A 25685-nucleotide genomic window follows, 5' to 3' on the forward strand; every position below is an offset into this window, starting at 1 on the left:
TATTATTTATCCTTATCCGAGTATTTAACAAATTTCAATTCCGTTTTAATATCTACTAGCTTCTCTTTAATTTTTTTTACATCATATGTAATTATATCAATCAATAATTCATTATATAAAAAATTATTGATTTTTTTTGCCTCAGAAAAGCACTCTTTTATATTTTGAGATATAAAAATTTTCATTAAATCTGAGAAGTAAATTTCTAATTCCTCATTGATATTAATTTTTTTATTCCTATATCCAAATCATCTAGCTCTTTGTAGAAGAATGTCAATAGGCTGTTTGTGTTCTCTAATGTTTAGCATAAGCTCACAAATTAAATTTTCAAAAGTTAGTCCTCTTGATACCAAATTACCACCGATATATATACAATTTTGATTGTTATTTATTTCTTCATTTTTAGTTTTATTATTTAAAACTTTTACTTCTATACTATTATGATATTTCTCTATGTCATAATTATCAAAGTAAGCAATTTTATTTAAATTTTTTTTAACTTCCTCAAAATAATCAATCACATTATTATTTTTTAAATCCCTTAAAAAAACTGCATGAATATCAAATAATTTATCTTTCAAAATAAAATGCTTCTTTGCATCTATATCTACATTTATTATAGAAGAAACATTTAACTTTGTATATTTCTTAACAAATGATGATAGCAATATATAAAATATTAGAAATTTTTTCAATAATAAATCTAGACTAAAATTATCATCCTTTTTATTTAGCTGAGATATTTCAAAATATTTTTTATTATTAAAAAAATCTATTCCAGTATAATTTTTTTCAATAATTAATTTAACAATAGCTTCTGGATAAATTTCATTAGATTTAGAATTTGTTAAATTAGCATACGGTGTAGCTGTTATTCCAATATATTTAGTATTATTTGCATTTTTGATTTTTACAATTTCATTATATATTGCAGAATTTTTTGAACTTCCATTATTTAAAGAACCGTAATCACACTCATCATCTATTATTAAAACTTTAAAATTCTTTGAAATTGTGTTCAATTCAGCACTTATTTTTTGCATTTGCGTTTTGTTTTTAATAACATTAATTATAATTTTAGTTTTATCTTTTTTTAGAGAAAATAAAGAAGATTTATTTTTATTTATATCATATAGCAAAATATCACATAAATTGTTATTTAATGTGTCTTTTATTCTTTTTAAAGTTTGCTTTAATAAAAGATTAGTTGATCCTCCAAAAATAATTACACAATCATAATCATTATCCAATGCATTCATAGTTATACCAATAATATTATTTGTTTTACCTGATTGTACCTCACCTATAACAAGAATATTATTTTTAATATTCTTAAGACAAAGGAAAATATTTTTTATATTTTTATATATTAACTCATAATATGTTTTTCCATATAAATCCTGTTTCAATTTCAAGTCATTTAAAAAAATAGAAAATAAAGGTCCACTTTCTCTATTTTCCTCATTTTTATTATCATCAAAAAATGAGTAAAACCCCTCTATTATATTAGACATTTTGTTGAATAAATGAAGAATTAGCTATTTCGTTTATAATATTAGCTGACCCATTGCTAATATCATTTAAGCAAGCTAAAATAAAAGATAATCTATGCAAACTTGAAATAAAACTTGTCTTTGTTATTTTTGGACCTGATACCAAGGGTTTTCAAATAGGATGCAAAATATTTAATATAATTTCATAATTATTGCTTTCCTTTTTACTTAAAGTATAAAAATTTTCAGATACATAATTACTTTCTATATGAATAATTTTTATTTTTCCTGATATACCAGTTTTTGGATTTCTATAAATATAAAAAAACTCAGTTCCTCCGCTTCTTACTACTGTTTCTTCCATTGATTCATCATTATAAAAATTTAAACTATTATTATAGGTATTTTTTAAAGTTGCTTGAGCTTGCTTGGATAAAGTTCATTTTTCTGGTTCAGAGTAATTTGATTGCATACTAGTTAAAGTATTCAAAATAGGAGCATATTTTTCTTTTCATTCATTAATAAAATTTAAAAATTTTTCTTCAAATTTTTTATTTTTTCATTCAAAACCAAATTTTTGATCTGATATAGATACATAATTTCTCAAAATTAAATCATCAATTTCAAATTCACCAAAAATTCTATACTCAATTCCCTTTCCCCCATAATTTGTTCTTAGACCCGCTATATAATTTTTAGAGCCTTGTGAATCATCAAAATCATTTGGACCACACATTATTGCTCTTTTAGATTCATACACTGTAAAACCTGTATATGATACATAATTGAATTTAAATTCACTTTTTATTTCCTTTGCATTTCTTAATATTCCTATTTTTATAGGAAGAAAATAATCCTCATTTTCATCTTTTCCAAGATAAATATTACATTCTCACTTTAATTTTTTTTCAAATTTTATTTTTTCTTTTATATCAAAAATTATTTCTTCATTCAGATTATAATTCTCTAATGCTTTTAGAAAATCAATTTTAAATTTTTCTATTATTTCATTTTTGTTTTCGGTTTTTATTTTGTTTGAATTTTTAACTACATCATTTATTCATGTGCTTATATTTTCACTTTTTGGAGTAAAAGATTCTAATGTCAAATATTCATCTTTACCTTTCTCATTTATTATTCCAATAGAAATATTAACTCCCATTTCTATAAATTTATTAAATTTGAAACTGATAACATTACAAAAATGAATAAAATTGCTCTTCTTTAGTAAGTCATATCTACTAAAATTTCCTCTTGAAATTTTAATTTTAGTTCCTCTATTTCTATAAAATTTATCATTCAATTCATAGTTAAATCTTATTTCAGCAGGTTTTTTTTCTACTTCATATTCCACAATTTTATTATTATATTGATCTAATTCTTCTAGATCAATATAAACAAAATTTTCTTCTTTATTTTCTGTTTTCGTTCATATTTCTAATTTATTACCTGATCAGAATGTAGCAACTTTCATACCAACACCATACCTATTTAAATTACTCTTTTTAAATTTTTTATCCGTATTTGCAAATTCTAGTGAGTTTTCAAGATTTTCAACATTCATTCCATATGCATTATCAATTATTGATATTTGAAAGTTATCTTCTAAATGGTAATCAAAAGTTATTTCAATTGCTAATTCATTTAATTTGTTATGACCATTTAAACCTATTCAAGAAGAAATAGAATTATCAATAAATTCGCTAATCATGGTATAAGGTTTTGAAACAAGTCCATCTTCTCTTAACATATCTGTAGTGACTAATAAATTTTTTTTCCTTTTCATTTTAATACCCCTTAATAAATAATATTATTCTATCATAATATTATAAACTTTAATCTAATCAAAATTAAAGTTTATAATATTTAAAAGTTCCTTTTTTAACATTATTTTTTTTTCTTTTAAAGAAGAAAGTAGACTTATTCTTTTTATAATTTCCTTAAGATCATTAAATGATTCTTTTTTAAATAAATTTGCTTCAGTTATATTTTTTTCTTTAATCAAATATTCAAAATATTTATTAAGAGTATCTAACGCTTCCTGCAATACAATGTCAAATTCTTTTTCTATATCATTTTCATTCTGAAAAAAATTAAATAAAGTATAAAAAATTAAATCTCGAGACGAATTGAACTTTAGTAACTTTAAGTTTTTTTTAATTTTTGACTTAAATAAAAAATAAATATTCAACATTTTTAAAATTTTTTGTGAGTACTCATTATTTTTACTTTTTGTAAAAGCTCTAATTATACTTTCTGTATTATAGAATGGACTTTTTATATCTATATAAGAAGAAGAAATATCATTATATATTTGATTATTCATTTTACCAATTTTATTTTTTATGGAAACTAAATTATCAAAACATATTGTAAAGAGCTTTAATAATTCTCCAGCGGATATTCTATTTTTAAAGTACCTTCCTAAAGAATTTGCAATTGAATTTCCATTTTTTATTTCATAATATATATTTTGATCAATTAGTATACTTTTAATATTTAATTGATATTTCTCTAAACTTAATAAATCCTTAATTTCAATCTTATTTTGATTATTTGTAGAAAATGGTAATTTTGTCATTAAATTTTCAGATACTAATTTATATATTCTAACCAAAACATAAGTTTCATCATAATCATTAGAATTTATTTTTTTATTTGATAAATAGTGATTGTAAAGAGTTCTCATTGTTTGTTGTCCATTTATTATATTTGGGTCTTTAAAAATTACTTTATCAATTATTTTTTCATCATATTTTAAATTGCTAACTATCATAGTGATTCCATTGTTTAATAGGAAGAAATTTTCTTTCTCATTTTCTAAACTATCTATTATTTCCTTGGAAATATTTGTTTTTTTAACTTCTTCTCTAACATTACCTTCAAATAATGAGTCAATTTTATTTCCATTTTCTTCTTCTTTAACTATTAGTCCTATTAATTCATTTAATTTAACTTTTAAAATTACTCCCTCGTCATTATTATAGTTGCGATGTTTTATCAAATTATTTTTTTCATCAATATTAAATACATGTTTTATTCCCTTATTAATTCTTTTTCCATTATGAATATTTTTTAAAACAAATTTTAAAAAATATTCAATTGACATGCACTCATCTTTAGCATTTCCAGGAATATTTCAATTCTTAAAATTTAATTCTTGCTCAGTTTTAGTATATACAAAAATAAACCTTACAGTAAAAATAAAATTCACTTTGGCTAATTTTTCTATAATTTCTATTTTTATTCCAGTTTTTTTATTTTTTTCTTTGCTACTAAGACTATCATCCTTTAAACAATTTTCAATTTGTTCACTTGCAAGTTTAGATTTAGCATAATCTTGTGATTTAATATTTTTTCTTGCCTTTGCTTGAATTAAATATAATGTTTCATTTGAAAAATAGCATAAATCCATACCTTTTATTTCTGCATTATTTTCATCAATTAGATATTCATCTACATTTTCTAGACTATTGCCCGAAATAATAGAAGAAACAAATTTCTCAAATAATTTTCCTTGATAGATTCCTTTATCATATTCATTATTAAATTTTTTCTTATTACATAAAGAAAAAAATTTATCTAGTATTTCCATATTTGATACCCCTTTATTTTAAATAATACATTCTTCACATATTTAATTTTTTGTCTACAAAAAATTATAATTCAAATATAACTTTTTCCTTATTTGCTATTACTTTCATTTTTACATGAGTAATATTTTCCATACCTAATTGATTTTTTAATTTCATTTCAAAAATAAATATTGATAATGAATTTATTACTTTTTCTGATAAAGAGTTTATAATACCTCTACCACCCATTTCCTCAATGGCGTTTTCTTGCATTATTAGATCTACTAAGTTCTCTAATTCATCTTGAGTATATGAAATTTTAACATTGTGTTTTTTATTTAAAGCACTGACTAGTTTAGTAAGTTTACTTTCTATTATTTCTTTAAAAATAACTCTATTTGTAATGTAATTAAAAGGTATTATATTTTTCTTTCCAATTCTGTTTAGTAATTCTGGTCTTTTTAAAACATTTACAAAATGATTTTCTACAGCTCTAATAAAATTTTTTCTTATTTCATCTTGATTACCTTTCGGATTATTTCCAACTACTCCAATATTAGAAGTAAAAATGATAAATGTCTCAGAAAAATCAATTAACTCATTTTTTGATGAAGTAAGTCGGCCATCTTCAAGAATTTGCAAAAACTTATCCAATATTCTGCCATGAGCTTTTTCTACTTCATCAAATAATAATACTGAAAAAGGATTTTCTTTAACTGCATTTGTTAATTCTCCCCCAGAATCATAACCTATATAACCAGGAGGCGCTCCAATAAGCCTTTGATCAGATTCTTCATGATTATACTCACTCATATCAAATCTAATTAATTTATTTTCATCTCCAAAAACTAATTTTGCAATTTGCTTTGCTAACTCAGTTTTTCCAGTTCCAGTTGGACCTGAGAAAAATAAAATTCCTTTAGGTTTTATTAACTTTTCAGAGTGCATAATTCCATTAAGTCCTAAACTTGCATTTATTAAGGTTTGTTTTACATTAGCAATAGCAAATTCTTGGCCTTTAACTACCTCATTTAGAATATTGTCTGCATTGTTTAATTGATTTAAATCCATTTTTTCTCATTCTGAATCTCTCTTATTAAACTGGGCCAATGAAAATAACTCCTTAAAAGTGTAGTTATCATCTTCTGTTTGAATTCTAGCCAATTGCATAATTTCTTTAACAGCAAAACCTTCAGTTAAAGCCACTGCCTCAATACGTTCTTTTGAATCTAAATTAAGTTTTTCTCTATCAATAACATTAAATGAGCGATAAAATCTATTGAAAATCTCTGCTCTTTCATTTTTATTTGGCTTATTAATATTTACTGAAGCAAATTCTATATTTTTTGAACTAAAATCATTTGCAATATTTCCAGTATCTCTACTAATAAAAATTACTTTACTTAGCTTATTCAAATTAATAATGTCATATTGATTTTTTACATCATCTTCAAGAATTGTTGACAACAAAATAGCTGCTTGTTCTACTAAATCTTTAATGCTCTCTTGATTTAATAAAGTATCTGAAAAGTCAATTATATATATTTTTCTGCTTATATCTTTATCTTGAATTTCATTTTTTAAATCATTAATAAACTCTTCTAAAATTTGCTTAATACTATTAGTTTCAAAATCTTCAAAATCATTTTCATCATCTAATATGTCTTGCTCTCCTAATAGAAATATTTTTCCTTTTGAGGGAGAAAACTTAATAACATCTTTATACCCAATTTCTTTTGCAATATTAACAATTTTATTATCCAAATTGCAAAATTGCTTTTTAGAATCCTGATTATTTTCTAAAAAAGTATCATAAACATTTCCACCAACTAAAAGTAAATTTTTTTGTTGTAACTTAACTTTCAATTGCTCAATAGATTTTTTCATTTTATTTTTCCTTTACTTTCATTTTTCTAACTCTCTGAATTGGTCTTGTTGTAGTAGAAGTTCTTGTAATTTTTTGACTAACAATAAATCTTTGTTTTGATTGTAATCCTTTGATAAATTTTTCTGCATCTGCATCACATAGATGATCTGCATAGTTACCCATTTTGTATTCCATAGTTCCATTTAATCCAAAATTAACTATTATATTATTATTCTTATTATTAACTACTTTTAAAGATATTACAAATTGGTCTCCTACTTCAGGAGTTGAACTATTAAGAATAATATATTTTTTTGAAAAAGTTTTGAAGTTAATTTTTTTTAATTCATCTTCAACATCTTTTACTAGCATATTTGTTTTTAAAATATTAGTTTCTATTGACTTCATTAGAGCAGAAAAGTCCATAACTTCAATGTTAGTTTCTAATTTTGACAAATCAGAATATAATTTAGTTTTGAATTCCTTTGCAATATTTAAATTATTTAATTCATCTTTTAATTTATCTTTATAAATTTTTATAGTCTTATCATTAGACTCTTTAAATCTAATGTTTTCTATTTCCTGATTAATACTATTAAAATTTACTTCTAGATTATTACTAAACAAATTTTTTAAAGCTTGATTTGCAATAAACCCATTTTGGCTAATTAGTTCTCCAATTTTATTTTTTTCAAAATTAATTGTTCTAATTAATTCACCTTCTAAATTTAAAGTATATTTTATATTTTGAATTTTCTTTATAATATTGTCCAACTGTAAGTAATATTTTTCAATTTGTTTATTCTTTGTAGCATTTATAATATCGTAATCTCCACTAATGGTATGTGATCCACCAATTTGTTCAATCAAAGATTTTGACTCTTCTAATTGAGAATAAATATTTTTAATTTCCTCATTAAAAATATCACTAAAATTATTTTTAATTGAAAAATTTTCTAATTCTTTTATTTCTTTTTCAACTTGTGTTAAAGCTAATAACTCATCTTTATTACATATATCAAATGTTATTGAAGCATTATGACTCATAAAATATTTTCCTCATTATTTCTTTTTCAAATTTACAATATCTAATGTCTTTTCAATATAACCTAATTTTTCCAAATTTTCATCATTAGGTAATATTGCTCTACCATGGACAAACTCTGATAAAAATTTATAACTATCTTTATAAAAAGAATAAGCACCATCTTCTTCATAATTTGCACTTAAAACTTTTGAAAATGTTTTTTTCTTTGTAACACCAACTTTTTGTTCAAGTTTTTTTCGCAAATTAATTATTCTAACTGTGATTTTATCTTCGGTAGGAGTTTCTTTAATTTCTATTTGTTTATTAAGTTCCTTATAAAAATTATCAACTCTCAAATCCTTAATTGGAGATATATCAGTTAATTCTATTTTGTTCTTCAAAAATTTTAGACCCTCTAAAGTTAAATTTTCTTTTGTTGAAACATCAAATTGATTTTTCATTTTTATTATTTTTCAAAAATTCACTTCTTTTTTTCAATTTGTAAAAATTTCTTTTTCTTTATATTCTCATTTATTATTTAGATATAGTTCCTCGTATGAAAAATCGGAATATTCAACAAGTAAATTTATCATATTCTTACTTAAATCTAACGAGCTATATTTTATTAACTCTCTAAGTTCATCACTATTTAAAATATGTTTAACAAATTTTTCAAATCATATTTCAGTAATAGAAATTGATTTAATATTTGCCTTAATAAAATTAATTTGAATACTATCATAATTATTTTTATTTTCCAAATCCTTTAATAGAATTTCAATAAGGTTCTTATTAACTACATTTTCCAAATTTATAAAGTCGAGATATTTATTTTCAATTTTTTGAAGCGAAAATCTATTTAAAAGCAGAGTTTGATTTAAATCATGAATTTTTAATTTATCATTATAGATATTTACTAAATATATATTATTATTATAAATACAAATTTCGCCTTCAATACCAACTTCTTCTTTCAAAATATTATCTAAGTAAATATTATAATCTTCAAAGTCTGGATAAATTATTTCCGATTTAAGTTTCTCTTTAAAATTATTTTTTTTCAAAGTAATATTATATTTTTCAAAAATAATATCCTTTAAATAATTTTCTTCTATCAACCCCAGTTTAATATGCTCAATTAATTTTTCTGCTCTTCTATTTTTAGGTAATAAATTTTTATCTTCATCTATAATAAATTCGTGCTCTTTTTCAATATATGTTAAATAATTATCTACCAAATTTATTGATTGAATTTCTTGAGATAAATGATCTATTTTAATATTAGATTCTCCAAGTGTCTCATAATAATTTGAATCCAAATAATTTTGAATTTGAAAATCTATTTTCTGATTATTGCTTTCAATTTTTTTGTAATTCATTTTAGATTCAATTTCTTTAGGAATCTTATTTTTTAGAACTTCACTTAAAAATATTTTCTTTTTCTTTTGGAAATTTTCAGTTAAGGAAAAATACTCTTCATTCTTAATTTTCTCTTTAATTTTTTTATTTAGAATAAGTTCGTTAAAATTAATTTTTCAAATACTATCAATTTTTTCATAATCATTAAATTTAAAGGTAATTGTTTTTGATTTGAATAATTCCTTGAAGGAATCTTCAATAAAAATAAACATTTTAAAATCTAAATTAAAATATTTTTTCAAGAATTCCTTTAAATCTATAATTGGTGGTAAATCTTCTAACTCATTTTTATAAGCTAAAAGTAAACAAAAACGAGAGTTAAATTCATTTAGTTCCTTTAAAGAAGCAATATTAATTTCTATTTCTTGTAAAAAGTAAGGTATATTAGCATTTATTTTTATTGTATTTCTCATATTCTAATTACCCCTTCATTGTTTTCTACTTTTTCAAATCATAAATTGAAAATATCTAATGGAATTTGTTCACCATATTCATTATCAATTAATGGCTTTACTTCGCTTCTAAAATATTCTTGAACTGCTCCTACTATAATTAATTTATGTCTTGCTCTTGATACAGCTACATTAAGTCTTTCAATTGATTTATAGAAATCAATATTTCTAGATTTAAATTCTTTAAACATTCTTTCTTCATTAAAAGATTGTTTTCCTCTTACAAGGTCTAGAATAATAATATCTTTTTCTCTTCCTTGAAAATTATCAACTGTATCAATTTTTATTTGATTTAAATATTTTCTATCGTTAATATGTTCTCTTAACATATCTCTAATAATAACTTTTTGTGATTTTGTTACTGAAATAATTCCAATTTGATTTGCTTTAATAGAAGAGTCTTGTTTAATTTTTTTAATTAATTCCACAATACAATATGCATTGTATTCATTAAAAGCTGAACCAAGCATTCTATTATTAAATAGAGATATTTTTTGGTCAAATGATACTTGCTCAGGATAAATTCTTATTTCATTACTCCATTTAGAGTTATCTCTAACATATTCAACAAACTTTGAACTTATAAAAGAAGTGTCAATAATATTTACAGCATTCATATAAGTTTTGTCATAATTCAACTTTACAATTAAATCTTTTCTTTTAACTTCTGGTAATTGTAATTGTTCTTCATCATCATAAACAAAATTAACAATATCCATAATCTCTTTATTGAATCTATGCTGAACATTTAAAAACTTGTAAGCTTTTTTATCTCCAAAACCTTTCAATTTTTGTGCATGATTTTTAAATAAAGGAAATAAGAATAATTTTTCAATTTTTGTTTTAAATAATTTAAATTCACTTTCATTTTCTTTTTCATCTGGATCTTTTTTATGTTTCGCTTGAAAATATTTCTTTAATGTATTCTCATCAATATCTGATAAATTTGGAGGTAATTGTCTATAATCACCTGCTAACATAACTTTATCTGCTAAAAGGGCTGTATTTAAAATTTCAATTGTTGTTGATTTGGAAACCTCATCTATTATTTCAAAATTAATTGGATAATCAATAAATAAGTTTCTTGTTTCATTCAAATATGAAATACTTTGCTTACCTGTTGTAGTAATACCTATAACATTTATCAATTCATTGTTTAAAGCTTTTAAGGCAAATGACTCAATTTCTTTTTTATTAAGACTATTATCAACTTTGCTTTTAAATTTGTTACTCAAATTTTTTAATTTATTTAAATATATTTTTTCGGAAGAAACATTTATTTTTTTAAGTATTACTTCAATAATTTTATTAATTGAAGTAACTTCTTCGGTTTTAAATTCTCCATGCATTTTTATAAATTTTGTTATGTTATTATCAAGAGAATAAAAATTTTTAATTTCTTTGTCATATTTTCTTTTAAGAAATAAAAATTTATTATCTAAAACTTCCTCTTTTGTTATTCCATACGTTAGACTTTCTCTTATTTCTTCTTCAATATTCTTGGCAATACTTTTTGAATAAATTCAATTAAAGTCTTCAAATTTGTATTTTTCATATTCCCGATTTTTAATCATTTCAAATAAAAACGTTGGAACAAAACTTACTTCCTCCTCATTTGACTTATAATTATCAAAAAATATTTTTAAATCAGTTTCTCCTTGAACATCAAAGTCCTTTAAAACAAAGTTATCAATTGCATATACAAAATTTTGATACATATGTTTATAGTCATAACCCTCGGTACTTAATTCTTCTTCTTTATCTCTCACATAAGTGTTTTTATAGAAAATAATATTAGGATCTGTTCTAAAAAATTCCCTAAGTCTATCAAAAGCATTATTGATTGCTTCATGAGAAAAAGATGTAATTAAAGTATTTTCATTTTTTTTAGAAATACTATAAGTTATTGCAGCAATTGTTTGAGTTTTTCCAGTACCTGGTGGTCCTTGCAAATAACTTAATGAATTTGATGATAAGGCCATTTCATATGCTTCACGTTGTTTAGTATTTAAATTCAAACTAATATCTTTTTCTGTACTCAAAGACAATTTATTAAGTTCGATACATTCTGGATATTCTAATGAAGTTGCTAAATATGGATTTCTATAAATACCCTTCTCTAACATAAGTATTGCAGAATAATACCTATTAATTTTTGTAAATAAACCCAAATCAAAATCTGATAAATATCAAATTTGCTTACCCTTGTAATCTTTTTTAAGTAATGATGATAATTCAATTTCATTAAAATTTATTAACTTTTCTTCATCATCTTTTGGGTCTGTTTTTAAAATTACACTTTTAAAATTATATGTAGAAAACTCAACACTATTTTTAAGTTCATTAAAATTATTCACATCTTTTTCTAAACTTAAAATTAAATGATTTGCTTCTTGATTTAAGTTTTCTCATTTATTTAAGTTGTTATTAATTTTATTTAATTCAGTTGTAACCTTATTAATCTCTTGTTTTATATAATTTAATTTACTATCTAATTTTTTTATATATAGATTTATGGATTTTTCCTTAGAATTAAAAACCTCTAAATCTTGCTTCAATTCTTTAAGAGTTTCTGTTTCTTTTAAACTATTATTTAATTTACTTTTTTTATTTTTACTTGTCTTTTCAATGCTTTTTTCCAGAAGTTTTATATTTTTTTTAACATTGAATATTTCTTCTTTTATCTTTAAATGTTCATCTGAAGCTAGTTTAGTAGTTTCTATATGCTCTTCCTTATCTTTTTCAAGTTTCTCGAAATCTATTTCAACTTTATTTTTATCAATAAATAGTATTTTAATTTTGTCTTCATTTACTTTAACTTTTTCTAAATTTTTAGAAATTTCTTCATTTATTATAGTAATTTTATTATCAATATAATCTTGTATATCAAAATTTTTTAAAGAACTAATTACAGCACTTGTCTTTATATCATCTCTTTCACTTGAAATAATTTTATATCTACCCTCTGCTATTTTTGTTTTACTGTCTATCATTAATATTAGATTATCTTTTTCTAAACTATTTTCTTCTAATGTAAAATCTTTTAAAGAAAGTAGTTTAGCTTGTGAAGAGGTTTTTTTCTTATCTCTTAAATGTTTTCTAAAATCAATAATAAAATCATGTCACCCTCTTAAATTCAAACCTTCATCAGATCTTCCAGTTAAAATATCAGATCTTGATAAATCCTTGAATAGAGTAAAAAAATCATCCTTATTTTCAAATAGCTTTAAAATATTATTTTTATTTTCTTCTACATACTCAATATTATCAATTAAATTAGTTATTACTTTAATATTAAGAGACTTAACATATTCATAGCCGAAGTCTAATGACTCAACTCTTGTTATATCAAATCATAACTTTATATCAGAATTAACATCTTGCATTGTATTATTTTCGTCTTTTTCATAGCAAAAATCTGCGTAAATAACAATTGAGTTTTTTAATAAATTAAATTCTTCTTTAGTTTTTTCATCAAATTTAAAAATGAAGGCCAAACCAGATATTAATATACCTTGTTTATCTTTTGATTCCTTTAATTTTCTTTCAAAGGCATGAAGATTTCTAAGTGTTGAATTTTGATTTTTATCATTACTAATATTAGTATCAAATGTTGATAAATTTAAATACATTAATTCTTTCAATGATTTCTCATTCAACAATTCAAAAAACTTTAAAAGGATAAATTCATCTGATTCAATATCAGAATTTAATATTTTTTTGATTTTTGATATAACAATATCTCTACATAAAATATCATTATTTTTATTAAAGGCTTTAATACCTATTTCCAGTTTAAGTTCTTCATAATTTGACTCTTTCTCTGAAATTTTAAATTGTAAATTCATAAATTCTTTTTTCCCTCTAGAAGTTTATAAAATTATTTATAATAAATTTTTTCAAGTTGATTAATTAAAAATTTTATAGATAAAGACCTACTATTTTTATAATAACACATAATAGTGTTTAATATATATTTTAAAATGAAAAAGTGGTCTTATTTCCCACTTTTAATTCTGTTACATTTTATACATAGAATTTGAGAATTATCAAGTTCTGTCTTACCAACTTTTGTGTGTGATACTACGTGGTCAGGTTCAAAATCACTTATATTTTCTAATCTTTTATTACAATATGCACAAATATGCTCATTATTATTTCAAATTTCAAATTTTTCATCATAAGTAAAGCTTCTTTTTTTATCTTTAAAATATCTATTTAAAATATTATCAACAATATCAACTCGATTTTTCGCATACTTAAAATCATCATATTTATTACTACTATCTATTTGAACTTCATTAATAGCAGTTTGAACACTATAAAGATTTCTTTTTAAGGAATCTTTATAATGCAAAAAGAAATTTTTGTGTTTTATATTATTCTAAAAAGACATAAAAATAGATCCAAATAATGTATAAAATGACTTTATTTGCATAGTATAATTTCCTACAATTCAAAACATCAAATTCATAGTTTCTTTAAAAGCAATTAAATGTAGTTCGCTTATCATAATTCTATTTGTAATAATATTTCCATATTAATTCTAACAGAACCCTTTTGTTTTCTTTTCTGTATATCAATTATAGAAAAAAACCTAATAATTAACTCTTTAATTGTAAATCTATTATCTTTTTTCATTATTTAACATTTTCATTATTTTTTTATCCATATCTAAATTTCTTATTAACTTAATAATTTATTTCTATGCCTTGGTCCTTACTTCTACCTTACAATTAAGATTATTTGTAACTGACTTATTAATTACTATTTTAGATCTTATTTTGATTTTTTTATAATTTTATTGCTTTTTTTATTCCAAAATAATTTCTTATTCTATAAAAAGAAATAAGGTTTTTTTCCAATATTTCTATTTTCAACAAAAAAATAAAAAGCAAGATATTTTCTTTATTCTTTTAAAAATTATATAATCATTTTAAGATATTCTTTGTACTTTTCATTTTTTAAGCAATCAATAATATTTTTAATACTATAATCATAATTTATCATTTCATAATCCAAATTTTTTAATATTTCTGATATAAAATTACTATTCAAATCCATCGAAGTAAGTAATAATAATATTTCTTTTTTAGTAGTTTTATTATTAGTTTTATCTTCTAATTCATCATTATAAATTATTTCATCCATTTTATTAGGAGTATCACTAAAAATTATAGATATAAGATTATTAAAAAAAGGCTTTATATATTTTTCCAAAATATTATTTCTATTTTGTATATAAAAATCAATAAATTTACTCATATGTACTTTATTATTTGAATTAAATTCTTCATCTGAATCTGATGTCTTATTCGTTACAATTGATTTATTTTTATCTGAAATATAAATTATTTTATTTGATGAAGATAACAAACTTAAATAATTTTTATATCCATTTTTAATACTTTTATTAAAAATAAAATCATCAAATACTAATCTAATTTTATTTAAAAAATTATTATTATCATTATCTATTAAATAATATTTTTTAAATAAACTAAATATATCATTTCTAGATATATCACTATTTTTAAGTTTAATTAAAGAAGTTTTATAAAACTCAAAATTATCCAAAACTAAATTTTTAAATTCCTTAACTTTAATAATAGGACTTACAAAATCAGTTAGATTATATTCTTTAAAATTATTTTCAATATTACCTTCTGGATCAATAATTTTTTTTTCAACATTATCTAAAGATACTGATAATTTATTACTAAATTTTACATTATTTTTTTTAGACTTTATATTTAGTACAACTTGATTTCAATGTTCAATATTTCTTTCTTTGTTTAAATTTAATTTTTCTATTATATTTTCTAATTCTTTTTCATTTTTCTTAATATTATCAACAAAAATTGAATCTGGATCGAAATTAAGGAATGTATCAAATACTTTCCTTATATCTGTAAATACCTCACCAACAATTTTACTTCCTAATCTTCCAACCCTTCCAACTAAATTGGCCAGATTCAAATAGTCCGCCTTATTTCCATCAGTTTTAGAATTCAATATTATCAGTCGTTCGCAATTAAGATTAACTCCATAAGTAATTGTACTAGAACAAAAAATATAATTAAAATCACTTTCTCTAAAGCATTTTTCTATCATTCTTCTTAAAGTTGCTTCCATATTACCATTATGAATTAAGCAATTTCTTTTCATGAAATCAAAAATTCTATAATCTTCAAATTCTGTTATAAATTCTTTTATATAATTACTTATAATATTTTTTTTAAAATTATTATTTAAATCATGAATAGGAATTTTTGTTGTATCTAAAGAATAAATTTCTCTATTAGAGATATACACTATAGTTTGTTTTTTAAAGGCAAGTATTTTTTTTCATCAGTCCTCTTTAATTTCAAGATTAATTCCCTCATTTTTATTAAAAAACATTCTATTTTTATTCTTGTCATAAAAATATATCAATTGAGTTGATAAAGAATTATCACTATTAAATTCTTTTACTTTAAAGTCCGAAATTCTATCTTCTATTTGTTGTGCTGAATTTTTTAAATAAGGTAACAAAAAATAGGATTTTATATTTTGTTTTTTTGCAATTATTAATAAATTTCAATTAAAATTACTTCTTTCTTGATAAGGATTAACCATTGTTGTATAGAACTCATCAAATAAAAGTACGGTATTTTTATTAATTTGAGACATGTTGTTAGAAATTAAATTTAAAGCTCTCTCCTGAGTTAATATATTAATCGAATTACTCTTATAGATTGAACTTAAATTACTTGAAATTCCCATTTTATTAAAATTATTAAAATATTCATTTACTAATGAAAGAGTTGGAACAATAAAAATAATCATTTGACCATTATTAAATTTGTTTAAAGCATATCATCTAATTAAAGTTGATTTACCAACGGAAGTCGGCGCTGATATAAGTAAATTATTATTATCCTCCATTTGTTTTAAAGCTTTTTTCTGAAATTCATTAAATAGGCTATTTTCAGTTATGTTAACTGTATTTTTTATTCTGTCAATATAATTAGTTATATTTAACTTATCTATATCCGAAATTTCATTTAAACTTTTTTTATCATTATAACCCAATTTATATTTGAACATAAATTTTCGTAATTCATTTATATCTGTAAGTCCCTCTAAAATATTATATATATCCTTCAAATAGTTTTTTATTTCAATATTTGATTCATTTATTCAATATAATCAATTTATTATTCCCGAAAAATTATTTATATAATCATTTTTCAATTTTATCTTACAATAATTAACTTTAAGATATATTTTCTTTAGTAGATCTAAAATTTTTTTCAATAAGCTTATATTATTCATTAAAGAAAGCCTCCAGATTTTGATAAAAATTATTTAAATGATTATCCTCTATTTCATAAATAGTTTTATCTACAGGAGAAATGATATTTATTTCTAACTCTGGATTTAGAAGATTATTTATGTATTTTTGAGCCAATTTTTCTACATTTTCTCAGTCAATTATTTTATTTGAAAAAAATACAAGTACATTTAAGCAATTTTTATATAAGGAATCTTCAATATAATATATTTTTTTGTTATCTTTTACTATCACATTTTTTTGTTCATCATCACTATCTAATTCTATAAATTTACTATATATATTTTTCAACTGCTCAAAAAATAATTCATTTAATTGTTGATGCAAATTTTGTTCTAGGTTTTGAATTGTCCATAAGTCGTTAATTGCTAAATCTATATGTTCTTTAACATTAGCAAATGTTCCACTTGAAATTTCCTGAATAAATAGAGACTCAAAGCCTTGCTTTAGTCTCTGATTAAAATTACTATATGAGCTTTTTGATTCTAAAATTATTATTTTATTTTTTTCTCTAGATATGAGTATATTATCCATTCCAAATTTAGCATTTTTTCTATGCTTATTTGGTCTTCAACCTATTGCAAAACAGTCATACTTATCTGATATATATGCAGATGCTAGGTATTCAAGAAAAATTCCGATTGCGAACTTTAATTGAGAATTTCTTTGAAAAAAGTCCTTTGGAAAAGTTAAATTGAAAGCTGGGTTTCTAGTCGCATTGAATAAATCAAATTTTCTTTGCTTAAGTTTTTCTTCTAGTTCTTTTAATATACAATTTGCTTCATCATTTCCATTCGATTCTATTAGAAATATTTTATCTCTCATTTTTTACCCCTATTTAATAAGCATTATAAATAATTTGCTATATATTAAACCCTTCTAAAAAATCCAACATTAATGTCTGTCAATTTCTTCATAATTTTTCACGATTTTTTTTAATATCTTCAACTTTATTAATAATGGTTCTCTCATTTCCTTCAATGGCTTCAATTGACTTTTGAATGATTCCTTTAAATGTTTCAAATGATTTAAGTTTTCATGAATTAAATTTTTCAAATGCTTCATTGTTATCTGATTTATCTCTTAAATTTGATTCAATCAAAATTAATTTTCTTACCATTGATGAAACAAAAACAAAACTATCAGGATCAGCAATTAAAATATTTTTATTTTTTTGTGAAACCAAGAAAGGTACTTTGAATTTTTCTCCAGTACTTGTTGCTACAAGAACTGCATAATTTGCTCCTTCCTTTGCCATGTCTTCTGTTAACTTGGGTTCTCAACTATCTTTTCATTCTCCATTTTTACATTCAAAAACTATTTTTCCAAGATCTAATTCTTTTTCTCTAACTACTTGTAAGAAGTCAGCTTTTGTTCCTGTTCTTGTAATTTTATTTATTTCATCACCTGTTAAAGAAGCTAATTTTCTTAATTCTAATTCAACTTCATTTTCTCAGTTTTCACCTTTTGTTTTATTATTTAAAATTCTATTTGTTGCATTAGCAACTTTTAAATCAGTTATTTCTTTTTCTTTTGAAGAAATAACTTCTTCATATTTAGTTTTAAGTTCCAGCTCTTTTTGATTTAATAATAATTTATTTTCACTTTCAATTTTTTGCACTTCTAATAAAGCTTGAGTTGTTTTAGCTTCTCACTGTGCTTTTTGTAAATTAAAGTTACTTTCTAATTCTAATTTTTGTTTTTGAAGTTTTTGTTCATTTAATTGGTCCAAAGAACTTGCTTCTGCTTCTAATTTTTGAATTTTATTCATTAAAGTAGTAACTTCAACTTGTTTTTCTTCCAAAAATTTAGCTTTTAAATTTGCTTCTAATTCTTTTAAATCTCTTTGATTATTTAATTTAATTGCTTCAATACTTGTATTTAATATATCAATATTATTTTTCAAAGAAGATACAACTTTTTCTTTTTCAAGTTCTAAATCTTTTTTTTGAGATTCAAATTCAAGACTATATGTTTGATGTAATCTTGTTGTTATTTGACTTTCAATTGTTTTTGTTAATTCTTCTTCTAAGTGCTTTTTAAATTGATTAATACTTTCACTGTCTCTTGTTCCTAACTGTATTAAATCAATTTCTTGATTACATTTATAACAAGTTATCAGTAGTTTTTTCATCTAATAATTCCTCTTTTTCTTTCTTTTAGAGGAGCTGGAAAAGTTATATTTATCCATCAAGAACTTTTTATCTATCAGTAATAATTTAAACTAACTCTCTTTTTGTGTTGTATAAACAACATTTATATATTAACAAAAAAAGTAGATATTTTTTAAGTTTTATCTAATTAATATTTTTAACAATAAATATTCCAAACATCTAATACCTCCAGTTATTATGAAATTCCAGAATAAAAAATGAAACTTATAGTTTCTCAAACTCTTTAGTTTTTATTTACTTCTTTATTCATTGAAATTCCCAATAAATTCATCATTTTAATTTCAATAATTGTAAGACAAATATAAATTATTTGCTTATTAATTAAAAAATCTTTTAAATATAGTCATTTAAAAGATTGATTTTGATATAGAAATTTAGTTAAGAAGTGAATTAGAATTTTTAGAAATAATTTTTCCTTGAGCTGTTTTTTCATTCCCTCCACCTTTAATTTCAAAGTGTGAATGATTTGTCATTTTTTCTAAAGCATTGATTTTAGAATTTGACTTGCATAAATAAATGCTTGACTCTAAATCAAACACCTCAACAAAACTATTATCATTATTTTTTAAAATTAAATCCGCTATAAAATTTAAATCCTTATTTTCTAAAAATGACTCATTAATTGAAAACAAATTATAATCTCCTGATAAAGTTGGAGTAGCATCTTTATATTTTTTGTATAATTCGTCCTTCTTTTTAGATTCAATTTTAATTAAAAAATCAGGAACTTGAACTTTTAAATCAGTTGCTAGTGACTTAAATTTTATGTAATCTTCTCATTTAATTTCTTTTAAACCACTATATTTTTTTGTTAAATGCAATCAAGCATTTAACATCATTTCAATATTGTCATCTTTGCCATACTTATTTTGGTTGATATATTTTAAAATAAGTTGTTCAACTTCCTTATATTCTAATTGACAAAAATTTTGATATGCTAAGTTAATTTCTTCTATTTTTGTTTTAGCATAAAAACGATAAATTCCACTACCTTTATTTTCATAACTTGTGATTAAAAAGTCTTCAATTTCTTTTAATGAATCAACATGTGTTCCACTACAAAGTTGAATCGAAGCCGTTTCAAATTTTACAATTCTTAAGTCACCTTCTAATTCTTTTTGATTAAATTCAATTGCTAAATTATATTTATTTTTAGCAGTTTTTGCATCTACAATAAACTCTTCTTTTTTAGCATTTGTTGCCATTTTTTGTTTAACAACATTATTTAATTCAAAAATATTTGACCAAGAAATTTTTTGCTCAATATACATATCCATTCTTAAGCCATTTTGATCATTAAAATAGCCTTTACCAATACTTGTGGGATAAAGTTCACGCAGTGTATCGAAAAGTAAGTGCGCTGCACTATGATTTTGACTAACTAACTGTCTGTGAGTTATATCTAATTTTGCTTTAACAAGTGAACCTACTTTGATATCACTAATTAACTCTACTTTATGAACAACTTTATCTTCGCTAATTGCTAAACCTAAAATTTTGTATTCTTTATTATTAAAAATAATAAAACCTTGATCACTAATTTGTCCTGCTGATTCTGGAAAGAAAACAGTTTCTTGCAAATACATTAATGTAAATTTGTCTTTATTAACAAATTCACTAACACTTGTTTCAACTTCTATTAATTCATATCCTTTAAAATTTTTTAACATTTTTCTCCTTTTAGTTAATTTAAAAATCTATTTAAATTAACTAATATAAAATGATTATAATTTTTAATATTAAAAATTTCAATACCTACATATTAGTTAAAAAATTGCTTATTAAAGAACTTTAAATCAATTAATATTCTATAAATATTGTTCATTGTAGCCCAATTAACTAAGAAATTACTTTATAATCAATAAGTAAAGAGGAACTTTAATATCATGGATGATAAACAATATAAACAAGACTTATTAGAAGTCTTTGAAATAGCTCAAAAAGCTATTGGCAAAACATTAAGAGAATTAGCTGGCAATAACTTAGATCGAATAAGATACTTTGATAATAAAGAAAAAGTGAAACATGTCATTCAACAAGCCGTATTTGATATTGGTTTAATGAGTAAAATGGAATATACCTTTGAAGACCTACAATTAGAATTAAAACCAGTGGCACTAAAATATAACAAATATGGCGAATTAATTGTTAAAGAAAGAATGGTTTTAAATGACATTTATTACGATGAAATTGTTAATGAAACATTTAAAACAAGTCGTTTTATTAATAAAAATCAATTACTTTTAATAATGACATATATTCATGATTATGAAAAAGACTTTTTGGACTATCAAATAAAAGATGCTTTTATTATTGATATTAGTCGACAAAAGGAATTCTTTTTAATTGTAAATGATTGACTTGCTATTCAAGAAAAAGTGAAAAAAGGTAAAGCTGAGGATTTAAATGAAGGTTTTACAAATATCTTATCTGCTTCTACCAAAAGTCAAAATCGAATTGATTTAAAAAAACAACCCTACTCAAATGTTTTAGTAAGATTTAGAAACTATTCATTTAACATTAATTTCTTAAAAGAAATCATTTCAAAAAAAATTAGAAAAATAGATTATTTAAATGAAATTTTTGAAGAAAAGGAAGTAAATGATATTTCTGATTTTAAAAATGAACAAATTGAAGAATATTTAAAAAGTATCATTGGAACAGATATCTCTAGTTATACAGAATCAAAAGCAAATCAATGACATCAAATGGCTTTTGAAAATTATTTAAAGGAAAATAATAAAGAAATGTATGATTTTATTAAAGTAACAAATTATAAGTTAATTCATAAATTAACAGATAACAGTAACCTTCAAGAACAAATTTCAACTAATTATGAATTGGACCCATTTGAAATTTTAAACGATGAATTTGAAGAAAGTACCTTTTATCAAGATATAATCTTAAAAACTTATATAGTAATCATGATTGATAAATCTAATAATCAAGTTTTAAATTTTAAGTTATTTAGATTAAGTGATGCTGATATTAAAAAAGCTCAAAGTGTTTTTTACAATGCAAGAAAAGAAATTCAAAGAATTATTGCTATTGGTAAAACAGAAGAAATAGAACCAAATTTTACTAAAATTAAAGATAACTTAGCTATTCATTTAAGAAAAAGTAAAAAAGCTAACAATACAATCTATAAAGTGAACAATAAGGAATTTAAAATTCCCTCTTATGAATTCTGAATTAATAAAGATGTTATTTATAAATAAAAAAGATTCCTTTTAGGAATCTTTTTTATTTATATTTTTTATTTAAAATTAAGCAACTTTAATTTTAGCAATAACTGAAAACTCGATTTTATCGCCATCTTTAATTTTATAACCATCTTTTGCTTTCACTTTAACATCAATAGTTATTTCACCAGTTTCATCATTGGTTGTAGGTTCACCATCAATTACTAAACCTTCAGTCAATTTAACACCTTTAACTGCAGCAATAGCTTCATCCTTATTTTCAAATTCTCTTTCACTTGTAGTTGCATTTAAAGCATCTTGAACATCAGATGTTGAAACCTCAACAATTTTTTCTTTAATTGTAGCCTTAACTGAAAAATCAGTTTTATCACCATCTTTAATTTCAAAACCAACTTTTGCTTTCACTTTAACATCAATAGTTATTTCACCAGTTTCATCATTGGTTGTAGGTTCACCATCAATTACTAAACCTTCAGTCAATTTAGCACCTTTAACTGCAGCAATAGCTTGATCTTTATCATCAAATTTTTTTCCAAGTGTAGTTGAATTTAAAGCATCTTGAACGCTAGATGTTGAAACCTCAACAATTTTTTCTTTAATTGTAGCCTTAACTGAAAAATCAGTTTTATCACCATCTTTAATTTCAAAACCAACTTTTGCTTTCACTTTAACATCAATAGTTATTTCTTCAAATTTTTCACTCGCTACAGGTTCACCATCAATTACTAAACCCTCAGCCAATTCAGCACCTTTAACAGCAACAATAGCTTGATCTTTATCATCAAAGTCTTTTCCACTTGTAGTTGCATCTAAAGCTGCTTGAACAGCAGATGTTGAAACCTCAACAATTTTTTGTTTAATTTTAGCCTTAACTGAAAAATCAGTTTTATCACCATCTTTAATTTTATAACCAACTTTTGCTTTTACTTTAACATCAATAGTTATTTCACCAGTTTCACCTTTATTTTTAGGTTCACCATCAATTACTAAACCTTCAGTCAATTTAACACCTTTAACTGCAGCAATAGCTTGATCTTTATCATCAAAGTCTTTTCCACTTGTAGTTGCATCTAAAGCTGCTTGAACAGCAGATGTTGAAACCTCAACAATTTTTTGTTTAATTTTAGCCTTAACTGAAAAATCAGTTTTATCACCATCTTTAATTTCAAAACCAACTTTTGCTTTCACTTTAACATCAATAGTTATTTCTTCAAATTTTTCACTCGCTACAGGTTCTCCATCAATTTCCAAACCTTCAGTCAATTTAGCACCTTTAACTGTAGCAATAGCTTCATCCTTATTTTCAAAGTCTTTTCCATTTGTAGTTGCATCTAAAGCTGCTTGAACAGCAGATGTTGAAACCTCAACAATTTTTTCTTTAATTGTAGCCTTAACTGAAAAATCAGTTTTATCACCATCTTTAATTTTATAACCATCTTTTGCTTTCACTTTAACATCAATAGTTATTTCTTCAAATTTTTCACTCGCTACAGGTTCTCCATCAATTTCCAAACCTTCAACAAGGACAACTGCTTTTAGTGCATCAATTGCTTGTTGTTTATTTGCAAACTCTTTATCTTTTACTGCTGCATCTAATGTATTTTGAACTTCTTTTGTAGAAACTTCTTTAATTTCTGACGCAGTATCTTTTTTTACAGTAACATCAATTTTTTTTGATGATAAAACTTCTTGTTTTCCCTCTTTTTCAATATTGTATGTAATTGTTAAAGTTTCTTTAACATCCTTATCTTTTGGTAACTTAAGTGGTATAACACTAACTACTACATCACCATTTTCAGCTACTTCACCAAAAGAAACTTTTAAAATTGATTTCTCATTCACATTCGATACTGATTTAACAATTGCCTTATCATTTCTAGTCCCTAAATTTATTGTGATGTCTTTTGATTCAATTTTAGAAAATTCTAAACTAGAATTTTTTTCTTCTTCTTTATCTTTATCTCCACCACATGCAACAACACTAGTAGTTGCTGTTGTAACTAAACCAGCTGTTGCTAATAATCCTAATAATTTCTTCATTCTTTCTCCTTTTATTAATTATTTAATAAAAGTACCTTGTTACTCATTCAAGTCAATTTCTATTATACCTATTTACTTACTTAAAAAATCACTACTCATAAAGTTAAACATATTTTTAATTAAAATATTTTGTTGAAAAAATGTCTTTTTTATGTTTAGTTTTTAAAAGAAACTTATAATGAACTATACAAAGCAAAAAAAAAAAAAAAAGGTTTCTCTAAAAGAATCCTTTTTTAAAAATCTAAGTATTAATTTCTAATATTATTTTGTTCAGCTTAAGATAATTTTAATTTTTCCTTCTTTATAAACTTTTGAACCTTTATTAACATTAATTGTTAATTCTCCATCAACAGCTGGTACTGTTGCAGCATCTCCATCACCTGGTATTTCAGCTACAGGAGCTTTTGTTAACTCTGGAGTAACTTCTTCAACAACTAAATTCGCATTATCTTTTTTAACATCAACTAAATAAGCAGCTGCATCTTTAACTTCACTAATTTTTAATGTTGTTTTAGTTACATGAGTTGCTATTTCTACTAATTCAGGTGCTACTACTTCACCTTTTTTAACAGTAACCTTAATTTTTGTTGTTGTTAAAATTTCTTGTTTTCCTTCAGTTACAACACCATAAGTAATTGTTAAAACTTCATTAACATCTTTATCTGTTGGTATTTCTTTTGGTGTAACAGTAACTACTACTTCACCATTTTCAGCAACTTCACCAGTAGAAACTTCTAAAATTGATTTATCTTTTGCATCTGATTCTGATTTAACAACTGCTTTATCAGTTTTTTTACCAATATTAATTTTTGCAGTTTGTGCTTTAATTTCTTTAAATTCTAAAGATAAATCTTCACTTTTATCTTTTTCTCCACCACATGCAACTACTGTTGCACTTGTTGTAGCAACTAAACCAGCTGCTCCTAATAATCCTAATAATTTTTTCATTTTTTATTCCTCCATACTTTTTTTAAAAGTACCCACACACACATATCAAGTTATTATTATTATAATTCAATTTAATAATCTTATTTTTTTGGTTTATAAGATAAAAATATTTTTATTAAAATGAAAAAAAATTGTATTTATTAAAAAAAAA

17 protein-coding genes are annotated in these 25685 nt (G+C 22.6%); 1 reads left to right on the forward strand and 16 read right to left on the reverse strand.

Going from position 1 to position 25685, the window contains the following annotated elements:
- Positions 1–2: 2 nt before the first annotated feature.
- From SCANT_RS03420 to SCANT_RS03480, 14 genes are all read right to left on the reverse strand, one after another.
- The gene (locus SCANT_RS03420; RefSeq protein WP_053946328.1) at positions 3–1514 is read right to left on the reverse strand and encodes a Z1 domain-containing protein; all 1512 of its coding nucleotides are present in this window, start codon (positions 1512–1514) and stop codon (positions 3–5) included.
- On the reverse strand, positions 1507–3279 hold the full coding sequence (locus tag SCANT_RS03425) for an ATP-binding protein (RefSeq protein WP_053946329.1): 1773 nt from the start codon (positions 3277–3279) through the stop codon (positions 1507–1509). The genes SCANT_RS03420 and SCANT_RS03425 overlap by 8 nt, the downstream gene beginning before the upstream one ends.
- A 54-nt stretch (positions 3280–3333) precedes the next feature.
- Entirely contained in the window at positions 3334–5088 is a 1755-nt protein-coding gene (locus tag SCANT_RS03430) for an AIPR family protein (RefSeq protein ID WP_053946330.1), read from the reverse strand.
- A gap of 64 nt (positions 5089–5152) precedes the next feature.
- On the reverse strand, positions 5153–6955 hold the full coding sequence (locus SCANT_RS05460) for an AAA family ATPase (protein WP_053946331.1): 1803 nt from the start codon (positions 6953–6955) through the stop codon (positions 5153–5155).
- Position 6956: 1 nt separating this feature from the next.
- Positions 6957–7982: a hypothetical protein gene (locus SCANT_RS03440; protein WP_053946332.1), complete on the reverse strand. Its 1026-nt coding sequence runs from the start codon at positions 7980–7982 to the stop codon at positions 6957–6959.
- A 15-nt stretch (positions 7983–7997) separates the two neighbouring features.
- On the reverse strand, positions 7998–9794 hold the full coding sequence (locus tag SCANT_RS03445; protein WP_053946333.1) for a hypothetical protein: 1797 nt from the start codon (positions 9792–9794) through the stop codon (positions 7998–8000).
- Entirely contained in the window at positions 9779–13681 is a 3903-nt protein-coding gene (locus SCANT_RS03450) for a DEAD/DEAH box helicase (protein ID WP_053946334.1), read from the reverse strand. Before SCANT_RS03450 ends, SCANT_RS03445 begins: the two co-directional genes overlap by 16 nt.
- Positions 13682–13830: 149 nt before the next feature.
- Complete coding sequence (locus SCANT_RS03455; protein ID WP_053946335.1) at positions 13831–14190, reverse strand: HNH endonuclease; 360 nt, start codon at positions 14188–14190, stop codon at positions 13831–13833.
- Positions 14191–14217: 27 nt separating this feature from the next.
- Positions 14218–14346 carry a hypothetical protein gene (locus tag SCANT_RS05565; protein ID WP_268794784.1) on the reverse strand — a complete coding sequence of 43 codons (129 nt, stop codon included), beginning with the start codon at positions 14344–14346 and terminating at the stop codon, positions 14218–14220.
- Between the two features lie 410 nt (positions 14347–14756).
- Complete coding sequence (locus tag SCANT_RS03460) at positions 14757–17150, reverse strand: DEAD/DEAH box helicase (RefSeq protein ID WP_053946336.1); 2394 nt, start codon at positions 17148–17150, stop codon at positions 14757–14759.
- On the reverse strand, positions 17143–17994 hold the full coding sequence (locus SCANT_RS03465; protein ID WP_053946337.1) for a hypothetical protein: 852 nt from the start codon (positions 17992–17994) through the stop codon (positions 17143–17145). The genes SCANT_RS03460 and SCANT_RS03465 overlap by 8 nt, the downstream gene beginning before the upstream one ends.
- A 37-nt stretch (positions 17995–18031) precedes the next feature.
- On the reverse strand, positions 18032–19303 hold the full coding sequence (locus tag SCANT_RS03470) for a DUF2130 domain-containing protein (protein WP_053946338.1): 1272 nt from the start codon (positions 19301–19303) through the stop codon (positions 18032–18034).
- A gap of 263 nt (positions 19304–19566) precedes the next feature.
- Positions 19567–19776 carry a hypothetical protein gene (locus SCANT_RS05525; RefSeq protein WP_053946339.1) on the reverse strand — a complete coding sequence of 70 codons (210 nt, stop codon included), beginning with the start codon at positions 19774–19776 and terminating at the stop codon, positions 19567–19569.
- Positions 19718–21013 carry an alanine--tRNA ligase-related protein gene (locus SCANT_RS03480; protein ID WP_053946340.1) on the reverse strand — a complete coding sequence of 432 codons (1296 nt, stop codon included), beginning with the start codon at positions 21011–21013 and terminating at the stop codon, positions 19718–19720. The genes SCANT_RS05525 and SCANT_RS03480 overlap by 59 nt, the downstream gene beginning before the upstream one ends.
- Before the next feature lie 216 nt (positions 21014–21229).
- Between SCANT_RS03480 and SCANT_RS03485 the strand changes: the two genes are divergently transcribed.
- A complete protein-coding gene (locus SCANT_RS03485) occupies positions 21230–22561 on the forward strand; it encodes a MutH/Sau3AI family endonuclease (protein WP_053946341.1) in 1332 nt (443 codons plus the stop codon).
- 48 nt (positions 22562–22609) lie between these two features.
- Here SCANT_RS03485 and SCANT_RS03490 read toward each other — a convergent pair whose 3' ends face one another.
- Both SCANT_RS03490 and SCANT_RS03495 read right to left on the reverse strand, forming a co-directional pair.
- Complete coding sequence (locus SCANT_RS03490; protein ID WP_053946342.1) at positions 22610–24586, reverse strand: lipoprotein; 1977 nt, start codon at positions 24584–24586, stop codon at positions 22610–22612.
- 261 nt (positions 24587–24847) lie between these two features.
- Positions 24848–25534, reverse strand: a complete 687-nt coding sequence (locus tag SCANT_RS03495) for a lipoprotein (RefSeq protein WP_053946343.1) — start codon at positions 25532–25534, stop codon at positions 24848–24850.
- Positions 25535–25685 lie beyond the last annotated feature (151 nt).

The sequence above is a fragment of the Spiroplasma cantharicola genome (assembly GCF_001281045.1).
Classification (GTDB): Bacteria; Bacillota_I; Bacilli_A; order Mycoplasmatales; family Mycoplasmataceae; genus Spiroplasma_A; species Spiroplasma_A cantharicola.